This is a genomic window from Streptomyces sp. NPDC030838 (assembly GCF_055572035.1).
The window spans coordinates 442,280-458,641 of the sequence record NZ_JBVIED010000003.1; the positions used below are offsets into that span (position 1 = coordinate 442,280).

General features: G+C 72.8%; 16 protein-coding genes. 10 read left to right on the forward strand and 6 right to left on the reverse strand.

The window, feature by feature from the left end; all coding sequences use genetic code 11:
* Window positions 1-9: 9 nt before the first annotated feature.
* From ACZ42A_RS12535 to ACZ42A_RS12545, 3 genes are all read left to right on the forward strand, one after another.
* Entirely contained in the window at window positions 10-954 is a 945-nt protein-coding gene (locus ACZ42A_RS12535; RefSeq protein WP_468527152.1) for an ROK family protein, read from the forward strand.
* 56 nt (window positions 955-1,010) lie between these two features.
* Window positions 1,011-2,144 carry an N-acetylglucosamine-6-phosphate deacetylase gene (gene nagA, locus ACZ42A_RS12540; RefSeq protein ID WP_468527153.1) on the forward strand — a complete coding sequence of 378 codons (1,134 nt, stop codon included), beginning with the start codon at window positions 1,011-1,013 and terminating at the stop codon, window positions 2,142-2,144.
* Window positions 2,145-2,308: 164 nt separating this feature from the next.
* A complete protein-coding gene (locus ACZ42A_RS12545; RefSeq protein ID WP_468527154.1) occupies window positions 2,309-3,238 on the forward strand; it encodes a 1-phosphofructokinase family hexose kinase in 930 nt (309 codons plus the stop codon).
* Window positions 3,239-3,257: 19 nt separating this feature from the next.
* Here the strand turns inward: ACZ42A_RS12545 and ACZ42A_RS12550 are convergent, their stop codons facing one another.
* Complete coding sequence (locus tag ACZ42A_RS12550) at window positions 3,258-4,196, reverse strand: carbohydrate-binding protein (protein ID WP_468527155.1); 939 nt, start codon at window positions 4,194-4,196, stop codon at window positions 3,258-3,260.
* A gap of 119 nt (window positions 4,197-4,315) precedes the next feature.
* Window positions 4,316-5,968 (reverse strand): diguanylate cyclase CdgB, encoded by a 1,653-nt coding sequence (cdgB, locus tag ACZ42A_RS12555; protein ID WP_468527156.1) that lies wholly within the window; start codon window positions 5,966-5,968, stop codon window positions 4,316-4,318.
* A 325-nt stretch (window positions 5,969-6,293) separates the two neighbouring features.
* On the opposite strand from cdgB, the gene ACZ42A_RS12560 reads away from it, so the two are divergent.
* Window positions 6,294-6,899 (forward strand): flavin reductase family protein, encoded by a 606-nt coding sequence (locus ACZ42A_RS12560; RefSeq protein WP_468527157.1) that lies wholly within the window; start codon window positions 6,294-6,296, stop codon window positions 6,897-6,899.
* Window positions 6,900-6,984: 85 nt separating this feature from the next.
* Window positions 6,985-7,443 carry a GNAT family N-acetyltransferase gene (locus ACZ42A_RS12565; protein WP_468527158.1) on the forward strand — a complete coding sequence of 153 codons (459 nt, stop codon included), beginning with the start codon at window positions 6,985-6,987 and terminating at the stop codon, window positions 7,441-7,443.
* 6 nt (window positions 7,444-7,449) lie between these two features.
* On the opposite strand, the gene ACZ42A_RS12570 is transcribed toward ACZ42A_RS12565, so the two are convergent.
* Together ACZ42A_RS12570 and arfB are read right to left on the reverse strand one after the other, a co-directional pair.
* Window positions 7,450-8,292, reverse strand: coding sequence for a sigma-70 family RNA polymerase sigma factor (locus tag ACZ42A_RS12570; protein WP_468527159.1), 843 nt, complete (start codon window positions 8,290-8,292; stop codon window positions 7,450-7,452).
* A gap of 142 nt (window positions 8,293-8,434) precedes the next feature.
* Window positions 8,435-8,872 carry an alternative ribosome rescue aminoacyl-tRNA hydrolase ArfB gene (gene arfB / locus ACZ42A_RS12575; RefSeq protein WP_468527160.1) on the reverse strand — a complete coding sequence of 146 codons (438 nt, stop codon included), beginning with the start codon at window positions 8,870-8,872 and terminating at the stop codon, window positions 8,435-8,437.
* Between the two features lie 160 nt (window positions 8,873-9,032).
* Here arfB and ACZ42A_RS12580 point away from each other — a divergent pair, with 160 nt between their 5' ends.
* Entirely contained in the window at window positions 9,033-9,608 is a 576-nt protein-coding gene (locus ACZ42A_RS12580; protein WP_468527161.1) for a TerD family protein, read from the forward strand.
* Window positions 9,609-9,693: 85 nt separating this feature from the next.
* On the opposite strand, the gene ACZ42A_RS12585 is transcribed toward ACZ42A_RS12580, so the two are convergent.
* Window positions 9,694-11,151 (reverse strand): M1 family metallopeptidase, encoded by a 1,458-nt coding sequence (locus ACZ42A_RS12585; RefSeq protein WP_468527162.1) that lies wholly within the window; start codon window positions 11,149-11,151, stop codon window positions 9,694-9,696.
* A 53-nt stretch (window positions 11,152-11,204) separates the two neighbouring features.
* Between ACZ42A_RS12585 and ACZ42A_RS12590 the strand changes: the two genes are divergently transcribed.
* Window positions 11,205-11,705 carry a hypothetical protein gene (locus tag ACZ42A_RS12590; protein ID WP_468527163.1) on the forward strand — a complete coding sequence of 167 codons (501 nt, stop codon included), beginning with the start codon at window positions 11,205-11,207 and terminating at the stop codon, window positions 11,703-11,705.
* Between the two features lie 33 nt (window positions 11,706-11,738).
* Here the strand turns inward: ACZ42A_RS12590 and ACZ42A_RS12595 are convergent, their stop codons facing one another.
* Window positions 11,739-12,404 (reverse strand): pentapeptide repeat-containing protein, encoded by a 666-nt coding sequence (locus tag ACZ42A_RS12595; RefSeq protein ID WP_468527164.1) that lies wholly within the window; start codon window positions 12,402-12,404, stop codon window positions 11,739-11,741.
* A 146-nt stretch (window positions 12,405-12,550) separates the two neighbouring features.
* On the opposite strand from ACZ42A_RS12595, the gene ACZ42A_RS12600 reads away from it, so the two are divergent.
* The 3 genes from ACZ42A_RS12600 to ACZ42A_RS12610 all read left to right on the forward strand — a co-directional run bounded on the left by ACZ42A_RS12600 (window position 12,551) and on the right by ACZ42A_RS12610 (window position 16,362).
* Window positions 12,551-13,720 carry an FAD-dependent oxidoreductase gene (locus ACZ42A_RS12600; protein ID WP_468527165.1) on the forward strand — a complete coding sequence of 390 codons (1,170 nt, stop codon included), beginning with the start codon at window positions 12,551-12,553 and terminating at the stop codon, window positions 13,718-13,720.
* A 78-nt stretch (window positions 13,721-13,798) separates the two neighbouring features.
* Window positions 13,799-14,779, forward strand: a complete 981-nt coding sequence (locus ACZ42A_RS12605) for a zinc-binding dehydrogenase (RefSeq protein WP_468527166.1) — start codon at window positions 13,799-13,801, stop codon at window positions 14,777-14,779.
* Window positions 14,780-14,850: 71 nt separating this feature from the next.
* On the forward strand, window positions 14,851-16,362 hold the full coding sequence (locus tag ACZ42A_RS12610; protein WP_468527167.1) for an MFS transporter: 1,512 nt from the start codon (window positions 14,851-14,853) through the stop codon (window positions 16,360-16,362).

Here is a 16,362-nt window from a genome sequence, read left to right on the forward strand (position 1 = left end):
CTGTCCCCCGTGAGACACGTCATCGCCCTCGATGTGGGCGGCACCGGGATGAAGGCCGCCCTGGTCGGGGCGGACGGCGACCTGCTGCACCAGGCACGCCGGGCCACCGGCCGCGAGCGCGGACCCGAGGCGGTCGTGGAGACGATCCTCGGCTTCGCCGCCGACCTGTACGCGTACGGCGAGAAACACCTCGGCGAACCGGCCTCCGCCGCCGGAGTCGCCGTCCCCGGCATCGTCGACGAGCGGCACGGCATCGCCACCTACGCCGCCAACCTCGGCTGGCGCGACGTCCCCCTGCGCGCCCTGCTCGGCGACCGGCTCGCCGGCCTCCCCGTCGCCCTCGGCCACGACGTCCGCACCGGCGGCCTCGCCGAGGGCCGGATCGGCGCGGGCCAGGGCGCCGACCGTTTCCTCTTCGTCCCCCTGGGCACCGGCATCGCGGGCGCCATCGGCATCGACGGCCGGGTGGAGGCGGGCGCGCACGGCTTCGCGGGCGAGATCGGCCACATCGTCGTACGCCCCGGCGGCACCCCCTGCCCCTGCGGCCAGCGGGGCTGCCTGGAGCGCTACGCCTCGGCCTCGGCGGTCAGCCAGGCCTGGGCGGAGGCGGCCGGCGACCCGGACGCGGACGCGGCGGACTGCGCCAAGGCCGTCATGTCCGGCGACCCGAACGCCGTCCGGATCTGGCAGGAGGCCGTGGAGGCCCTCGCCGACGGCCTGGTCACCGCCCTCACCCTGCTGGACCCGCGCACGATCGTCATCGGTGGCGGGCTCGCCGAGGCGGGGGAAACCTTGTTCACACCGCTGCGGGACGCCGTCCGGCGGCGGGTCACCTTCCAGAAGCTGCCGTCGCTCGTCCCCGCCGCACTGGGGGACACCGCCGGATGTCTGGGCGCTGGACTGCTGGCCTGGGATCTCCTAGACAACACCGACCGTACGGAGGTAACGCCCTGATGGCAGCCCACCCAGGGGCGCGGGGAACTGCGCGACAAGCCCCCACCGGCCCGCAGATGGTCCTCAAGGGAGCCCGCGTAGTACTCCCGACGGGAGTTGTCGACGCAGGTGAGGTGGTCGTCGAGGGCAACCGGATCATCGCGAGCGCACACGAGAACGCCCACGTCATCGACGTATCCGGCCACTGGCTGGTCCCCGGCTTCGTCGACATCCACAACCACGGCGGCGGCGGAGCCTCGTTCACTTCAGGCACCGTCGACGACGTACTCACCGGCATCCACACCCACCGCACCCACGGCACCACCACCCTCGTCGCCTCCACCGTCACCGGCGACATGCACTTCCTCGCCCAGCGCGCCGGGCTGCTCAGCGAACTCGCCGAGCAGGGCGACATCGCCGGCATCCACTTCGAGGGCCCGTTCATCTCCCCCTGCCGCAAGGGCGCCCACTCCGAGGCGCTGCTGCGCGACCCGGACCCGGCGGAGGTCCGCAAGCTGATCGACGCGGCCCGCGGCCACGCCAAGATGGTCACCCTCGCCACCGAACTGCCCGGCGGCATCGACTCCGTACGCCTCCTCGCCGAGCACGGCGTGATCGCGGCGATCGGCCACACCGACGCGACGTACGAGCAGACCGTCGAGGCCATCGACGCGGGCGCCACCGTCGCCACGCATCTCTTCAACGCGATGCCCGCCCTCGGCCACCGCGCCCCCGGCCCGATCGCGGCGCTCCTGGAGGACGAGCGGGTCACCGTCGAGCTGATCAACGACGGCGTCCATCTGCACCCGGCCGCCCTGGAGCTGGCGTTCCATCACGCGGGCGCGGACCGGGTCGCGTTCATCACCGACGCGATGGACGCGGCCGGCTTCGGCGACGGCCGCTACATGCTCGGCCCGCTGGAGGTCGAGGTCGCGGACGGCGTGGCCCGCCTGGTGGAGGGCGGCTCGATCGCGGGCTCCACCCTCACCCTGGACCGCGCCTTCAAGCGGGCGGTGACGATCGACCGGCTGTCCGTCGAGGACGCGGTGGCGGCCCTGTCCGCCAACCCGGCCCGGCTGCTCGGCCTGTCCGACCGCATCGGCTCCCTGGAGCCCGGCAAGGACGCCGACCTGGTGCTGCTGGACGCCGCCTTCGAGGTGAAGGGCGTGATGCGCCGGGGTGAATGGGTGGTGGATCCCCAACTGGGGTGATCCGTCCCCGAGTCGACGAGACGGCGGCCGGTTCCAGGGCTGGGCCGGCCGCCGTCTCTTTGGCATGATCGACCCTCCGGAGAGGTCTCGGGACCACGAGGAACGTCTCGGGACTCCGGAGAACGTCTCGGCAAGCGCATTTCACTCGGGGGAGGTCGGCCCAGGTGATCCTCACGGTCACGCTGAACACCGCTCTCGACATCACGTATCGCGTCCGGTCCCTGCGGCCCCACACCACCCACCGGGTCACCGACGTCACCGAACGCCCCGGCGGCAAGGGCGTCAACGTGGCCCGGGTCCTCGCGGCCCTCGGCCACGAGGTGACCGTCACCGGCTTCGCGGGCGGCGGCACCGGACGCGGCGTGCAGGACCGTCTCGCCGCCACACCCGGCGTGATCGACGCACTCGTCCCGATCGGCGGCGCCACCCGGCGCACCGTCGCCGTCGTCGACGAGCGGACCGGCGACACCACCCAGCTCAACGAGCCCGGCCCGCTGATCACCCCGGCCGAGTGGTCCGCCTTCCAGGAGGCCTACGTCGATCTGCTCGCCGACGCCGACGCGGTGGCCCTGTGCGGCAGCCTCCCGCCGGGCGTCCCGGTGGGCGCCTACGCGGGACTCGTCCGCACCGCCCGCGCGGCCGGCGTCCCGGTACTGCTCGACACCAGCGGCGAGCCGCTGCGCCGCGCGGTCGCCGCCCGCCCCGACATCGTCAAGCCGAACGCCGACGAGCTGGCCGAGCTGACCGGCGCCCACGAGCCGCTGCGCGCCACCCAGGACACGCGCCGGCGCGGGGCGCGTGCCGTGGTGGCCTCGCTGGGCCGGGACGGGCTGCTCGCGGTGACCCCGGAGGGCCGCTGGCGCGCCGCCCCGCCCGCCCGGATACACGGCAACCCCACGGGCGCCGGGGACTCGGCGGTCGCGGGGTTGCTGTCGGGGCTGGTGGAGCACCTGTCCTGGCCGGACCGGCTGGCCCGGGCGAGCGCGCTGTCGGCGGCGACGGTCCTCTCCCCGGTGGCCGGGGAGTTCGACCGGCGGGCCTACGAGGAGCTGCTGGGGCGGGTCGCGGTGACCGCGGAGGCCACCGCGGCGTGAACCGCCCCGCGCGGGGCGGCTACTTCACCCAGCCCTTGACCAGCCACAGCTGGTCGAGGTTGGCGTCGCACTGGTTGCCCTGCTCGCAGGAGATCTTGATGGTGTTGGTGCCCTTGTTGAGCTGGACGTAGTTGTACGTCTTCGTCCAGCCCTTGTCGTAGGCGCCCTCGGGGGCGTTGGCCCAGTTCTTCATGTCGACGGGCGTCGACGCGGGGGTGCCGTTGACGCTGAGGGTGGCGGTGGCGTCCTTGCCGGGCACGCCGTAGCCGACGTACAGGGTGTACTTGCCGGTCTCCGGGATGCCGTCGACCTTCCAGGTGACGGAGGCGCCGACGGCGTTGAAGCCGGTCACGTAGAAGCCGCCGTCCGCCTTGGCGCCCTTGATGTCGGAGGCGGTGTGGGCGCCGCCGCCGAGGAGCAGCGTCTTGGCGTCGATGGCCGGCAGCTCCTCCTCGCTCGCCGCGCTGCTGCTGCCCGACGGGCTCGGCTCGGCGCTCTGCGTCGCGGTCGGGGTCGGCGAGGCGTCACCGCCCGCGGAGTCGTCGTCCTTCGAGTCGCTGCTGACCATGGCGATGCCGATGCCGATGACGACGGCCGCGACGACCGCGATCGCGCCGATCAGCAGCCCCTTGGTGTTGGGCCCGCGGCCCCGGCCGCCGCTGCCCTGGCCGGGCAGCGGCTGCTGGGTGGTCGGCGCGCCGCCGGGATAGTTCTCGGGGGCGGCGTAGTGCGCGCTGGGCCTGCCGTACGCGCCCTGCTGCGGCGGGACGCCCTGCCCGTAGGTGGCGTGCTGCTGCCCGCGCGGGCGGTCACCGACCGTGCGCACCCTGCTGACCGAGTTCGGGTAGCCGTAACCGCCGGACGGCGGCTGGGCGCCGTTGGCCTGACCGTCGGCGTAGAGGTAACCGAACGGGTCGTCGTCCTCGGGCGTGCTCGCGCCGTTGTTGCCGGGCGTCATCCCTCGTACTCCTCAAGCAGGTGCGGAACGGGTGCGATGCGGTGGTGAGAGGGCGAGCCTACCCGCTCTGACGCACCCAAACGGGTGACCCGGATCGCAGCACCGCGCTGACCTGCGGTTCATCCGGCACGGCGGTGCTGTTTGGGACGAGATCGTTTCTCGACGTACATACGCTCGTCGGCGGACTTGAGCACTTCGTCCGCGGTCATCCCGCAGTGTGCCCAGCCGATGCCGAAGCTGGCGCCCACCCGGACCGCCCGGCCCTCGGCCCGGATCGGCTGGATGATCTCGTTGCGCAGCCGGACGGCGAGGTCCTGGGCGTCGGCGCGGCCGAGCCCGTCCGCGAGGATCACGAACTCGTCGCCGCCGAGCCGGGCCACGGTGTCACCGTCCCGGACACCGTTGCTGAGCCGGCGGGCCACCTCGATGAGGACGGCGTCGCCCGCGTTGTGCCCGAACCGGTCGTTGATCGACTTGAAGCCGTCGAGGTCGCAGAAGAGCACCGCGAGGCCCTTGGTGCCGTCGTCGTGGTCGCCCACGGGGGCGATCGTGTGGACGTGGTGGTCGTAGACGTCGATCTCGTAGCTGTCGCCGGGCGGGAAGTCGAAGGCGTGGCCGGGCTCGTGGCCGGGGTGGCCGTAGGCCGCGTCGTGGGAGTCGTACGGCCCGGACTGCGGGCGCTGGCAGAGGCGGGCGGAGAGCCGGGAGCGCAGCTCGGCGGAGTTGGGCAGTCCGGTCAGCGAGTCGTGGGAGGCGCGGTGGGCGAGCTGGAGCTCGCGGCGCTTGCGTTCCTCGATGTCCTCGACGTGGGTGAGCAGGAAGCGGGGGCCGTCGGCGGCGTCGGCGACGACGGAGTTGCGCAAGCTGACCCAGACGTAGCTGCCGTCCCGGCGGCCGAGCCGGAGTTCCGCGCGTCCGCCCTCGGCGGAGGTCCTCAGGAGGGTGCCTATGTCCTCGGGGTGGACGAGGTCGGAGAAGGCGTAGCGGCGCATCGCGGAGGCGGGGCGGCCGAGGAGGCGGCACAGGGCGTCGTTGGTGCGCAGGATGCGGCCGTGCTGGTCGCCGCCCATCTCGGCGATGGCCATGCCGGAAGGGGCGTACTCGAAGGCCTGGCGGAAGCTTTCCTCGCTGGCGCGCAGGGCCTGCTGTTCGCGTTCGAGCCGGACGAGGGCGCGCTGCATGTTGGCCCTGAGGCGGGCGTTGCTGATCGCGATGGCGGCCTGGAAGGCGTACATCTGGAGGGCCTCGCGGCCCCAGGCGCCGGGCCGCCGGCCGTTGCGCGGGCGGTCCACGGAGAGAACGCCGATGAGTTCACCGGAGGCGGGGCCGCCCTGGGCGCCGGGGGCGTACATCGGCGCGAAGAGCCGGTCGGAGGGGTGCCACTCGTCCTCGAAGCGGGGGGCGGGGCCCTCGGTGTACCACTGCGGGACGTCGTCGTCGTCGAGGACCCAGCCCTCGGTGTGCGGTATGAAGACCAGGTCGCCCCACTGTTCGCCCATGTTCAGGCGGCGTTCCCAGGAGGTGCGGGAGCCGACCCGGCCGGTGATCAGCGCCTCGGCGGCGGGGTTCCCGGAGAAGGCGGCGACGACCAGGTCGCCGTCGGGCCGGACGAGGTTCACGCACGCCAGCTCGTACCCGAGGGCGGTGACGACGCCGTCCGCGACGGTCTGCAGTGTGTCGGCCAGGCTGCGGGCGGTGTTCATGTCCGCCATGACCTGGTGCAGCTGTCGCAGGGACGCAAGACGGACATACGGCTCCGACTCGGTCTCCATGCTCGCCCTCCCCCCGAGACCTCGCAGCGAATCAAGGGTTCTCTTCGGCGCCTTTTCCGGATGGTGCCTCGTATCTTCCCGCCACTGAATCACAGCGCGCTGCCCACTCGGTACACAGGGTCAACAATTCATGCCCCTTGTGACTCAAGTCACAGTAGAACGTGAACAATTGAGTGGGGTTTCTGCGTTTTTCCCGTGCGTTTACCGAACGCAGGTTTTGCGACGTGGTCGTCCCCTGTCCGCGGTTGTCCGACTCCAGCCCTAGGACCGGCTTCGGGCCGAGGTCCGATGCGGCGTGTTCGCACCGGAGACTAGCGTTTCGAACGTGCTGAAGACTCCCCCCTCCGCCTCCTCCGCCTCGGCCACGCCCGCGGTGCCCGCCCAGCCCTCCCCCGCCGGGCATGCTGAGGGGGTGAGCAACGACGAGTTCCGGGCCGCCATGTCCCGGCTGGCCGCCGGTGTGGTCCTGGTGACCGCGGTGGAGCCGCCGCTGGACCCCGACGACCCCACGGCACCCGGCGGCGAGGACGTCGGCATGACCGCGACCGCCTTCATGTCGGTCTCCCTCGATCCGCCGCTGGTCCTGATCAGCCTGCGCGAGGGCTCCCGCATGGACGACCTGCTCGCCGAGCAGCCGCTGTGGGCGGTCTCCGTCCTCTCCGAGAGCCAGCGGCACATCGCGGGCCGCTTCGCCATGAAGGGCAGGGTCAGCGACCGGCTGCTGTTCGCCGACATCCCCTACCGGCGCGGCGAGGCCTCCGGCGCGCTGCTGGTCGGCGGCGCCCTCGCGACCCTGGAGTGCCGCACCGAGCAGCGGGTGACCGCCGGCGACCACACCCTGGTGATCGGCCGGGTGCTGACGGCGAAGGTGCCGAGCGCGGACGGCGGCCCGCTGGCGTACTTCCGCGGGCGGTACCGGCAGCTGGGCTGAGCCGGCGGCCGGGCCGGTATACCGCCCCTTTCGCCGCCCCGGAATTTCGCTGGCCGGGCGGAACCGCTCCCCGTACGGTGCCCGGATGATCAGTCTGGAAGAGATAACCCCCCGCAATTTCGACGCCGCCACCGGCATCCGCGTCCGCCCCGACCAGGAACACGCCGTCTCCCCGGTGATGCAGTCCCTCGCCGAGGCCTACGTCCATCCCGAGGGCGTCGCCTGGCCCCGCCTGATCACCGACGAGGGCCGCCCGGTCGGCTTCCTGATGGCCTTCCTCGACATCGACTGGCACGGGGACGGCAGCGTCCTGCGCTCCGGCCTGTGGCGGCTGAACATCGCCGCCGGGGAACAGGGCAAGGGTTACGGCCGGTTCGCCGTCGACGCCGTGGCCGCCGAGATCCGCCGCCGCGGCGGCACGGAGCTGTACGTCACCTGGCACCCCGGCCCCGACGGCCCCGAGGGCTTCTACCTGGGCCTCGGGTTCGGCGAGACCGGGGAGGTCAGCGGCGGGCAGACCGTCGGGGTGCTGGACCTGACGTGACGGGGGTCAGGGCACCGGAACGATGTCCACCGCGGCCAGCCGCTCGGGCTCGGTGAAGAACTCGATCACGGCGATCCGGTCCCGTACGACGGTGAAGGCCAGCGCCCGCTCCGGCCGCCCCGCGGCATCCAGGACGACCGCTCCGGGGAGCCCGCCGACCAGCGCGGTGCGCGCGACGCGGGCGGCGTGGGCGAAGCTCGCGGCGCCCCGGGCCACCGCCTCCGCACCCACGTTGACCCAGTTCTCCGCGCGGGCCACCACATCCGGGTCCAGCACCTTCAGCAGCCCGTCGAAATCACCGTCCCGCGCGGCGGCGAGAAACGCGTCCACGACCTCCCGCTGCCGCGCCAGATCCGCGTCCGGCGCCTCGGCCCCGCGCACCCGGCGCCGGGCCCGGCTGGCGAGCTGCCGGGCGGCCGCCGGCGTACGGTCCACGATCGCGGCGATCTCCTCGAACGGCACCCCGAACAGGTCGTGCAGCACGAACGCCAGCCGCTCGGCGGGCGTGAGGGTCTGCAGGACGACGAGCAGGGCGACGCCCACCGAGTCCGCGAGCAGGGCGTCCTGCTCGGGCCCGGCGACGGGCATGGGCTGCCGCTCCGACTCCAGCGGCTCCTCCCTGCGGGAGGAGCGTGAACGCAGCATGTCCAGGCAGACCCGGCCCACCACGGTGGTCAGCCAGCCGCCCAGGTTGTCGATCCCCCGCGACTCCGACCGGCTCAGCCGGAACCACGCCTCCTGGACGGCGTCGTCCGCCTCGGCGAGCGAGCCGAGCATGCGGTACGCGACGGCCCGCAGGTGGGGGCGGTGCGCCTCGAAACGCTCGGCGAGGAAGTCGGTGTCGCTCATGGGGCGCGGCCTCTCGTCGCGGTCGGATCACTCGTCACCGGGATGACGGATCGCGGGGAGGAGATGTGACAGGGCTACGGGGACGTGGCCGCGAGGGCTTGCCCACGGGGACGTGCCTGCTGGGACTTGGCCGCGGGACCGCTCACGCCCAGTTCTGCCGGGAGCGCCCGCGCTTGGTCTCGGAGCGCTGCTTCTTCTCCCGGAGCCGGCGTTCGTTGATCCCGCGCGGGATATGGGTCGGCTTGCGCGGCTTGGGCGGCGGCGCGCTCGCCTCGGCGAGCAGCGCGGCGAGGCGTACGGCCGCCGCCTCGCGGTTGCGCCACTGGGACCGGTGCTCGGAGGCGCGCACGCTGACGACCCCGTCGACCAGCCGCCCGGCCAGCCGCTGCAGCGCCCGCTGCTTCCACACCTCGGGCAGCGCCTCGGTCCGCGCGAGGTCGAACCGCAGCTCGACCTGGGAGTCGCTGGTGTTGACATGCTGCCCGCCGGGCCCGGACGAGCGGGAGAAACGCCACATGAGCTCGGCCTCGGGGAGCGAGACGGAGCCGCGGATGACGTAGGGACCGGACATGCGGTCCATGTTCCCCGTGATGACGGGCTCACGTCATCCGAATATCCGCCCGTGCGGCAACCGGGGTAAAGAAAGTAAAGACTCCAGGAACCTCGCGTACCCCTCTTCGCGTTCATAGGGGTAGCTGTAGCTTCTTGCCGAATGTAAACGAGGAAGGGACTCCCGAACCATGGCTGTAAGCCTGTCCAAGGGTGGCAACGTCTCGCTCACCAAGGAGGCTCCGGGCCTGACCGCCGTCACCGTGGGCCTCGGCTGGGACGTCCGGACCACGACCGGCACCGACTTCGACCTCGACGCCTCCGCGATCGCGGTCAACTCTCAGGGCAAGGTCTACTCGGACGCCCACTTCGTGTTCTTCAACAACAAGCAGACCCCGGACCAGACCATCGTCCACACCGGCGACAACCGCACGGGCGAGGGCGCGGGCGACGACGAGGCCATCAACGTCAACCTGGCCGGCCTCCCGGCCGACGTCGACAAGATCGTCTTCCCGGTCTCGATCTACGACGCGGAGTCCCGCTCGCAGAACTTCGGCCAGGTCCGCAACGCCTACATCCGCATCATCAACCAGGCCGGCGGCACCGAGATCGCCCGCTACGACCTGTCCGAGGACGCGGCCACCGAGACCGCCATGGTCTTCGGCGAGCTGTACCGCAACGGCGCGGAGTGGAAGTTCCGCGCCGTGGGCCAGGGCTACGCCTCGGGCCTCGCGGGCATCGCCCAGGACTTCGGCGTGAACGTCTGAGCCACACGCGCCGACCACCTGCCCGTCGGGCCCCTCGACCTCTGTCGGGGGGCCCGACGGCGCGTGGAACACGACCACGCCGGCATCAGGGCCGGTCGGGGCGGCCCTCGCCGTAGAGCCAGTCTTCCCAGATGACGGTGAAGTCGTGGTCCGGCGCCTGCTGTTCGACGTAGGCGGTGAAGTCCTCGGTGGACGCGTTGCCGTGCCGGTGCTCGGCGGCCCAGCCGCGCAGGAGGCGGCGGAAGGCGGAGTCGCCGACCGTCTGCCGGATCTTGTGCAGGACCATCGCGCCCCGTTCGTACACCGGCCGCCCGGAGATGTCGGCGGCGGTCGGCGGCTTCGCCGGCGGGAAGGCCCAGATCTCCTCGCCGGGCGCCGCGCCGTCGTCGTACGCGCCCTCGTACAGCGCGTCGAAGATCCGCTGGGCGCTGTCCCCGCCCTGCTCCTCCTGCCAGAGCCACTCCGCGTAGGTCGCGAAGCCCTCGTTGAGCCACATGTCCCGCCAGCTCTTCGGCGTGACCGAGTTGCCGTACCACTGGTGGGCCAGTTCGTGGACGAGGAGCGTGACGTCGGGGGTGCCGGGGAAGACGGGGCGGGTCTGGGTCTCCAGGGCGTACCCGGCGGAGCCGAGGGGGGCGACGATCGCGCCGGTGGAGGAGAAGGGGTACGGGCCGAAGGTGCGCTCCGCCCAGGCCATCACCTCGGGGAGGCGGGACAGCACCGCACGGCTCGCGTTCGCCTCCGCCGGGTGCACGGCGCTGTACACCGGCAGGCCGTCCGGCGTCCGGCCGCGCCGGATCTCGTACCGGCCGATCGCGAGCGTCGCGACATAGCTCGGCATCGGCTCGGCGGTGCGCCAGGTGTACGTCGTCCGGCCGCCCGCGGTCCCCTCGCCCGTCGGCTCGCCGTTGGAGACGGCCACGAGGCCCTGCGGCACGGTCACCGAGAGGTCGTACGCCGCCTTGTCGGAGGGGTGGTGGTTGCCGGGGAACCACGCCATCGAGCCGACCGGTTCGCCGAGCGCCAGCGCCCCGTCGGCGGTGGGCAGCCAGCCCTCCGCGGAGCCGTCGGGGTCGTTGATCGTGACCGGGGTGCCCGAGTAGCGCACCGTGACGCGGAAGGCCGCGCCCTCGTCGAGTTCCTCGCGCGGGCGGACGGTCAGCTCCTGGCCGGTGTGGTTCCAGCGGGCGGCGGTGCCGTTCACGGTGACGGAACGGACGTCCAGGCCGTCGAGGTCGAGATTGAGGGCCGAGAGCGCCTGGGTGGCCCGGGCCGTGACGATCGCCTGCCCGGTGAGCCGGCGGCTTTCCGGGGTGTAGTCGACGGTGAGGGCGTAGTGGCTGACGTCGTAGCCGCCGTTGCCCGCCTTGGGGAAGTACGGGTCGCGCACACCGGAACCGCCGGGGGTGCCCTCGACACCCCCGCAGGCGGTGAGGACGAGAGCCAGGGACAGAGATCCGGCGACGGGGACAACGGGCACGAAACGGGACACGTGCGTGATCCTATGGCGGGAGGGTTCCGGAGCCGGGCGGCAGCAGATCATCGCTCCGGTACGCGGCGGATTCCGGGGCCGCGCGCCGTGACACCATCGGCTACGTGCTCGACATCGGCTACGCCCTCTCCAACCGCTTCCCGGACCCGCCCCAGACGGACTACCGCCGGGCGGACGTCCACGCTCTGCGGCACGACCTGTTCTGCGGCGATGTGTATCTCGCCGACACCGAGGCCGACCGGGAGTTGTCCACAGCCTGGGGATGGGTGCCGGTGCTCGACTTCGCCTGGGCGCTGTGCGACATCGTGGAGCAGCTGGACCGCGACCCGGCGGGCTCCCGCGCCTCCCGCCCCCAGCACGCGGAGCTCGACTTCACCGAGTCCACCGACCGGATGCTCTTCGAGCGCCGGTTCGGCTGGGTGGACATCGAGTCGGACTGGATGCCGGCCGAGGAGCCGCCCCTGACCTTCTCGCACACCGAACTCCGCCGCGAGGCCCGCGACTTCCTGCACGACCTGATCGCCGACCTGTGCGATCTGCACGAGGACCTCGCGGAGAACCCGGCGATCTGGACGTTGCAGGCGAAGTTCCCCCGGTTGGGGTGAGGAACGGGGTGGGAAGTGCGGCGCGAGGCCGCCTCACACCACCTTCACGCCCAACGCCGCCGCGAACACCCCCGCGAGGTCCATCAGCTGGCCCGGACTGATCACCGCCCCCGACAGCCGGTCCAGTCCCCCGGCGATCTCCAGGGGCTCCGCGCCGCGCAGGTCCACGTCCCTCAGGGTGGCCGCGGTGAAGTCCGCGCCCTTCAGGGCACAGCCCACGAACTCCACGCGCTCCAGCCGCGCACCCCCGAAGTCGGGCTCCACCAGCACGCAGTTCTCGAAGACGACGTCTCTCAGGCGTGCCGTGCGCAGGTTGAGAAAGTCCAGCTTGCCGCCTCGGATCACCACCCGTTCCAGCACCGCGCCGTGCAGTTGCACTCCCCCCAGGCGGGGCTCCGTCACCTCCACGTCCCGCAGCGTCGCCTCGGCCAGGTCGGTGCCGACGCCCTGGACTGCGCTGAGCACCGAGTCGAGGAAGCGGGCGTGTCTCAGCCTGGTCTCCGTCACCGTGCAGGACGCGAGGGCGCAGTCCAGGAAGCGGGCCCCGCCGCCGTCCTGACCGGTGAGGTCCGCCCCGCGGAACTCCAGGCCGTCGTAGTCCCCGTCGGGTTCCAGGCCCGCGCCGTCGTACGGCTCCAGGGGCGGCAGCCGCAGCTCCGGTCGTCGCGCCGGCTTCGGGTCACTCGCGTTCCGCACCATGTCCCCCATGCTCCACCCCGCCACTGACAGTCCCCCTGACCATCCTTCTGGCCATCCCTCTGACCAGGGAAAACGCCGCGATGTCACATTCAGGGCCGGTCCATCGGTCTTAGAGGGAGACAGAGCAGCGACCCTAGGGGAGACCCATGCACCGCATCACCGTCATCGGCGGCGGCTTCGCCGGCCTCACCGCGGCGATCACCGCCGCCGAAGCGGGCGCCAAGGTCACCGTGTACGAGGCGCACCACACGCTCGGCGGACGGGCCCGGACCGCGGAGGGGCCGTACCGCACGAACGAGGGCCCGCACGCGCTCTACAACGGCGGCCCGCACTGGACCTGGCTCAGGCAGCGGGATCTGATCGGCCCGCTCGCCCCGATCCCGCCCCTGGAGGCCGCCCGGCTGCGGCTGCGCCACCACGGCGTGCTGCGCCGCACCCCGCCGTTCGCCATGCTCAAGTTGCTGCGCCGCGGCGCCCGGCAGGCCCCGGTCGACACCGACTTCCTGACGTGGGCGACCGAGCAGGCCGGCGAGGAGGGCGCCCGCGCGGCCGCGCACTACTCCGCCGTCGCCCTCTTCCACCACGACCCGGGCTCCCTGTCCGCGGCCTTCGTGCAGGAACGGCTGCGCCGGGCCACCAAGCTGCCGCCGGAGGCGCACTACCCGCGCGGCGGCTGGGCCAGTGTCATCGACCGGATGGCCGGGCGGGCCTGGAACCTGGGGGTGCGGATCGAGACCCTGTCCCGCGTGGACACCCTGCCCACCGACACGCCCGTCGTCGTCGCCACCTCCCTGGACGCGGCCCGCCGACTGCTCCGGGACGACTCGCTGACCTGGCCGAGCGGCCGTACGGCCCTGATCGACCTGGCGGTGCGCACCCGGCGCGGCGACGCGTTCGCCGTCTCCGACCTGGACGCGCCCGGCTGGATCGAGCGGTTCACCGCGCAGGACCGCACCCTCGCCCCGGCGGGGGAGCAGCTGATCCAGGGGCAGATCCCCATCGCCCCGGACGAGTCCCGCGCGGACGGCATCGCGCGCGCCGAGCAGCTGCTCGACCTCGCCTTCGAGGGCTGGCGCGAGCGCGTCACCTGGCGGCGCGAGGCGATCGCGAACGGCCGTACCGGCGCCGTCGACCTGCCCGGCACCACCTGGCGGGACCGTCCGGCCGTGGACCGCGGCGACGGGGTGTATCTGGCGGGCGACCAGGTGGCCGCGCCGGGCGTGCTGTCGGAGGTGTCCTTCACCAGCGCGCTGACCGCGGTGTCGCTGGCGCTGGGCCGGCACGGATCGAAGCCGCTTGACCTCAAGCATGCTTGAGGTCGGAGAGTCGGGTCCGTCAAAGTCCGCCACCGTCCGCCACCGGACGACAGACCCGACAGCCTCCGGGGGGATCCCATGCACGCCATCCGTCTCCACGCCTTCGGCCCCGCCGAGAACCTCACCTACGAAGAGGTCGAGGACCCCGTCCCCGGCCCCGGGCAGATCCGGATCTCGGTCGCCGCGGCCGGTGTCCACCTGCTCGACACCGCGATCCGCGAGGGCATGCGGGGGCCGCTGCCCGAGCTGCCCGCCCTGCCCACCGTTCCGGGCCGTGAGGTCGCCGGAGTGGTCGACGCGCTCGGCGCGGACGTCGCGGAGTCATGGCTGGGCAAGCGGGTCGTCGCCCACCTCGGCTTCGCGCCCGGCGGCTACGCCGAACTGGCCGTCACCGGCGTCGAGCGCGTCCACGAGGTCCCGGAGAACCTGGACTTCGCACAGGCCGTCGCCATGATCGGGACGGGGCGTACGGCCATGGGGATCGTCCAGTTCGCCGAGCCGGGCCCGGACGACGTGGTGGTGATCCCGGCCGCCGCCGGCGGAATCGGCACCCTGCTCGTGCAGTACGCCAAGAACGCCGGCGCCACCGTCGTCGGCCTGGCCGGCGGCCCCGAGAAGGCCGCCCGCGTCCAGGCGAACGGCGCCGACCTCGCCGTCGACTACAAGGACCCGGGCTGGCCGGAGAAGGTGCGCGCCTGGCTGGGCGGCCGGCCCGCGACGATCGTCTTCGACGGCGTCGGCGGGGACGCGGCCCGCGCGTCCGTCGCCCTGCTCGGGCCGGGCGGGCGGCACATCGTCTTCGGCTGGTCCGGGGAGGGCCTGCACGACGGCTCGGCATACCTGGTCGAGGGCGTCTCCGAGCAGGTGCTGGGCCCGGTGATGATGCAGAAGGCCGGCGGGCCCAACCCGGTCCGCACCCTGGAGCTTCGCGCCCTCGCCGAGGCCGCCGCCGGCCGGCTCGTCCCCGCCGTGCAGCGCTTCCCGCTCGCCGGGGCGGCCGCCGCGCACCGCGCCCTGGAGACCCGGGGGACGACCGGCAAGGTGGTCCTGGAGCCCTGACCACGCGGAGCGTTCACTCAGAGTGAGCGGCCGGGGTGCGGTGCGTACCGTTTCATGGTCTTCTGACCCGCATGAGCGTCCCCCGAGGTGACCCACCCTCCGCCACGACGGCTCCTCCGGCCGCGGACCCCCGCCGCTGGTGGAGCCTGGTGGTCATCGCCATGGCCCAGCTGATGGTCGTCCTCGACTCGACCATCGTGAACATCGCGCTCCCCTCCGCCCAGCGCGACCTGGGCATGACCGACGGCAACCGGCAGTGGGCGATCACCGCCTACACCCTCGCCTTCGGCGGACTGCTGCTGCTCGGCGGCCGGATCGCCGACCTGGTCGGCCGCAAGCGCACCTTCGTCATCGGACTGGTCGGCTTCGCCACCGCCTCCGCGCTCGGCGGCGCGGCCACCAGCCCGGGCATGCTGTTCGGCGCCCGCGCCCTCCAGGGCATGTTCGCCGCCGTGCTCGCCCCGTCCGCGCTCAGCCTGCTCACCACGACCTTCACCGACCCCAAGGAGCGCGGGAAGGCCTTCGGCATCAACTCCGCCCTGGCGGGCAGCGGAGCCGCCATCGGGTTCGTCCTCGGCGGGCTGCTCGCCGAGTACCTCGGCTGGCGCTGGTGCCTGTACGTCAACGTGCTCATGGCGATCGTCGCGGTCATCGGCGCGTACGCCCTGCTGCGCGACCGCCCCGGTCCGAAGGCGGCCCGGCTCGACGTGCCCGGCGTGCTGCTCGGCTGCGGCGGGCTGCTCACGATCGTCTACGGGCTCAGCGAGGCGCAGCCGAGGGGCTGGGCGGACGTCCGGGTGCTCGGCCTGCTCGCCGGCGGCCTTGCCCTGCTCGCCGTCTTCGTGTGGTGGCAGAGCAGGGCCCGTACGCCCCTGCTGCCGCTGCACATCGTCAGGAACCGCAACCGCGCGGGCTGCTTCCTGACCCTGGGGCTGGCCGTGATCGGCATGTTCGGCATGTTCCTGTTCATGACCTACTACTTCCAGGTCGTCCAGGAGTACTCCCCCGTCACGACCGGCCTGGCCTTCCTGCCGCTCACCGGCTCGATCATCATCGGCTCGACCCAGATCTCCGCCCGGCTCATCCCGCGCGTCGCCCCGCGCCTGCTCATGGCCCCCGGCATGCTCCTGGCCACGTCCGGGATGCTGATCCTCACGCGGCTGACGGTGGACGCCGAGTACGCCACCGAGGTCCTGCCCGCGCTGATCCTCGTGGGCCTCGGCATGGGCCTCACCTACACGCCGGTGTTCGCCACCGCGACCGCCGGGGTCGCCCCCCGGGACGCCGGCATCACCTCGGCCACCCTCAACACCTCGCAGCAGGTCGGCGCCTCCCTCGGCGTCGCCCTGCTCAACACCGTCGCCACCACCAGCGCCGCCGGCTACATCGCCGCCCGCCTGACCGACCCGGCCCAGCGCGAGCCGATCACCAGGGAGGGCCTCGTCCACGGCTACACGGTCGCCATCTGGTGGGCCGCCGGCATCATGCTGCTCGCCGGTCTGATCGCCGCCCTGATGGTCACGGGCAAGCCCGCCAGGCGCGGGGCACCGGAGAAGCCGCCGGTGGAGGAGTACGTGGCCTGA

Bases quoted from the DNA above. Each gene is read 5' to 3' on its own strand.
- nagA (WP_468527153.1), top strand. From the start codon at position 1,011: ATGGTCCTCAAGGGAGCCCGCGTAGTACTCCCGACGGGAGTTGTCGAC.
- ACZ42A_RS12550 (WP_468527155.1), bottom strand. From the start codon at position 4,196: ATGACGCCCGGCAACAACGGCGCGAGCACGCCCGAGGACGACGACCCG.
- cdgB (WP_468527156.1), bottom strand. From the start codon at position 5,968: ATGGAGACCGAGTCGGAGCCGTATGTCCGTCTTGCGTCCCTGCGACAG.
- ACZ42A_RS12565 (WP_468527158.1), top strand. From the start codon at position 6,985: ATGATCAGTCTGGAAGAGATAACCCCCCGCAATTTCGACGCCGCCACC.
- ACZ42A_RS12570 (WP_468527159.1), bottom strand. From the start codon at position 8,292: ATGAGCGACACCGACTTCCTCGCCGAGCGTTTCGAGGCGCACCGCCCC.
- arfB (WP_468527160.1), bottom strand. From the start codon at position 8,872: ATGGACCGCATGTCCGGTCCCTACGTCATCCGCGGCTCCGTCTCGCTC.
- ACZ42A_RS12580 (WP_468527161.1), top strand. From the start codon at position 9,033: ATGGCTGTAAGCCTGTCCAAGGGTGGCAACGTCTCGCTCACCAAGGAG.
- ACZ42A_RS12585 (WP_468527162.1), bottom strand. From the start codon at position 11,151: ATGATCTGCTGCCGCCCGGCTCCGGAACCCTCCCGCCATAGGATCACG.
- ACZ42A_RS12595 (WP_468527164.1), bottom strand. From the start codon at position 12,404: ATGGTGCGGAACGCGAGTGACCCGAAGCCGGCGCGACGACCGGAGCTG.
- ACZ42A_RS12600 (WP_468527165.1), top strand. From the start codon at position 12,551: ATGCACCGCATCACCGTCATCGGCGGCGGCTTCGCCGGCCTCACCGCG.
- ACZ42A_RS12605 (WP_468527166.1), top strand. From the start codon at position 13,799: ATGCACGCCATCCGTCTCCACGCCTTCGGCCCCGCCGAGAACCTCACC.
- ACZ42A_RS12610 (WP_468527167.1), top strand. From the start codon at position 14,851: ATGAGCGTCCCCCGAGGTGACCCACCCTCCGCCACGACGGCTCCTCCG.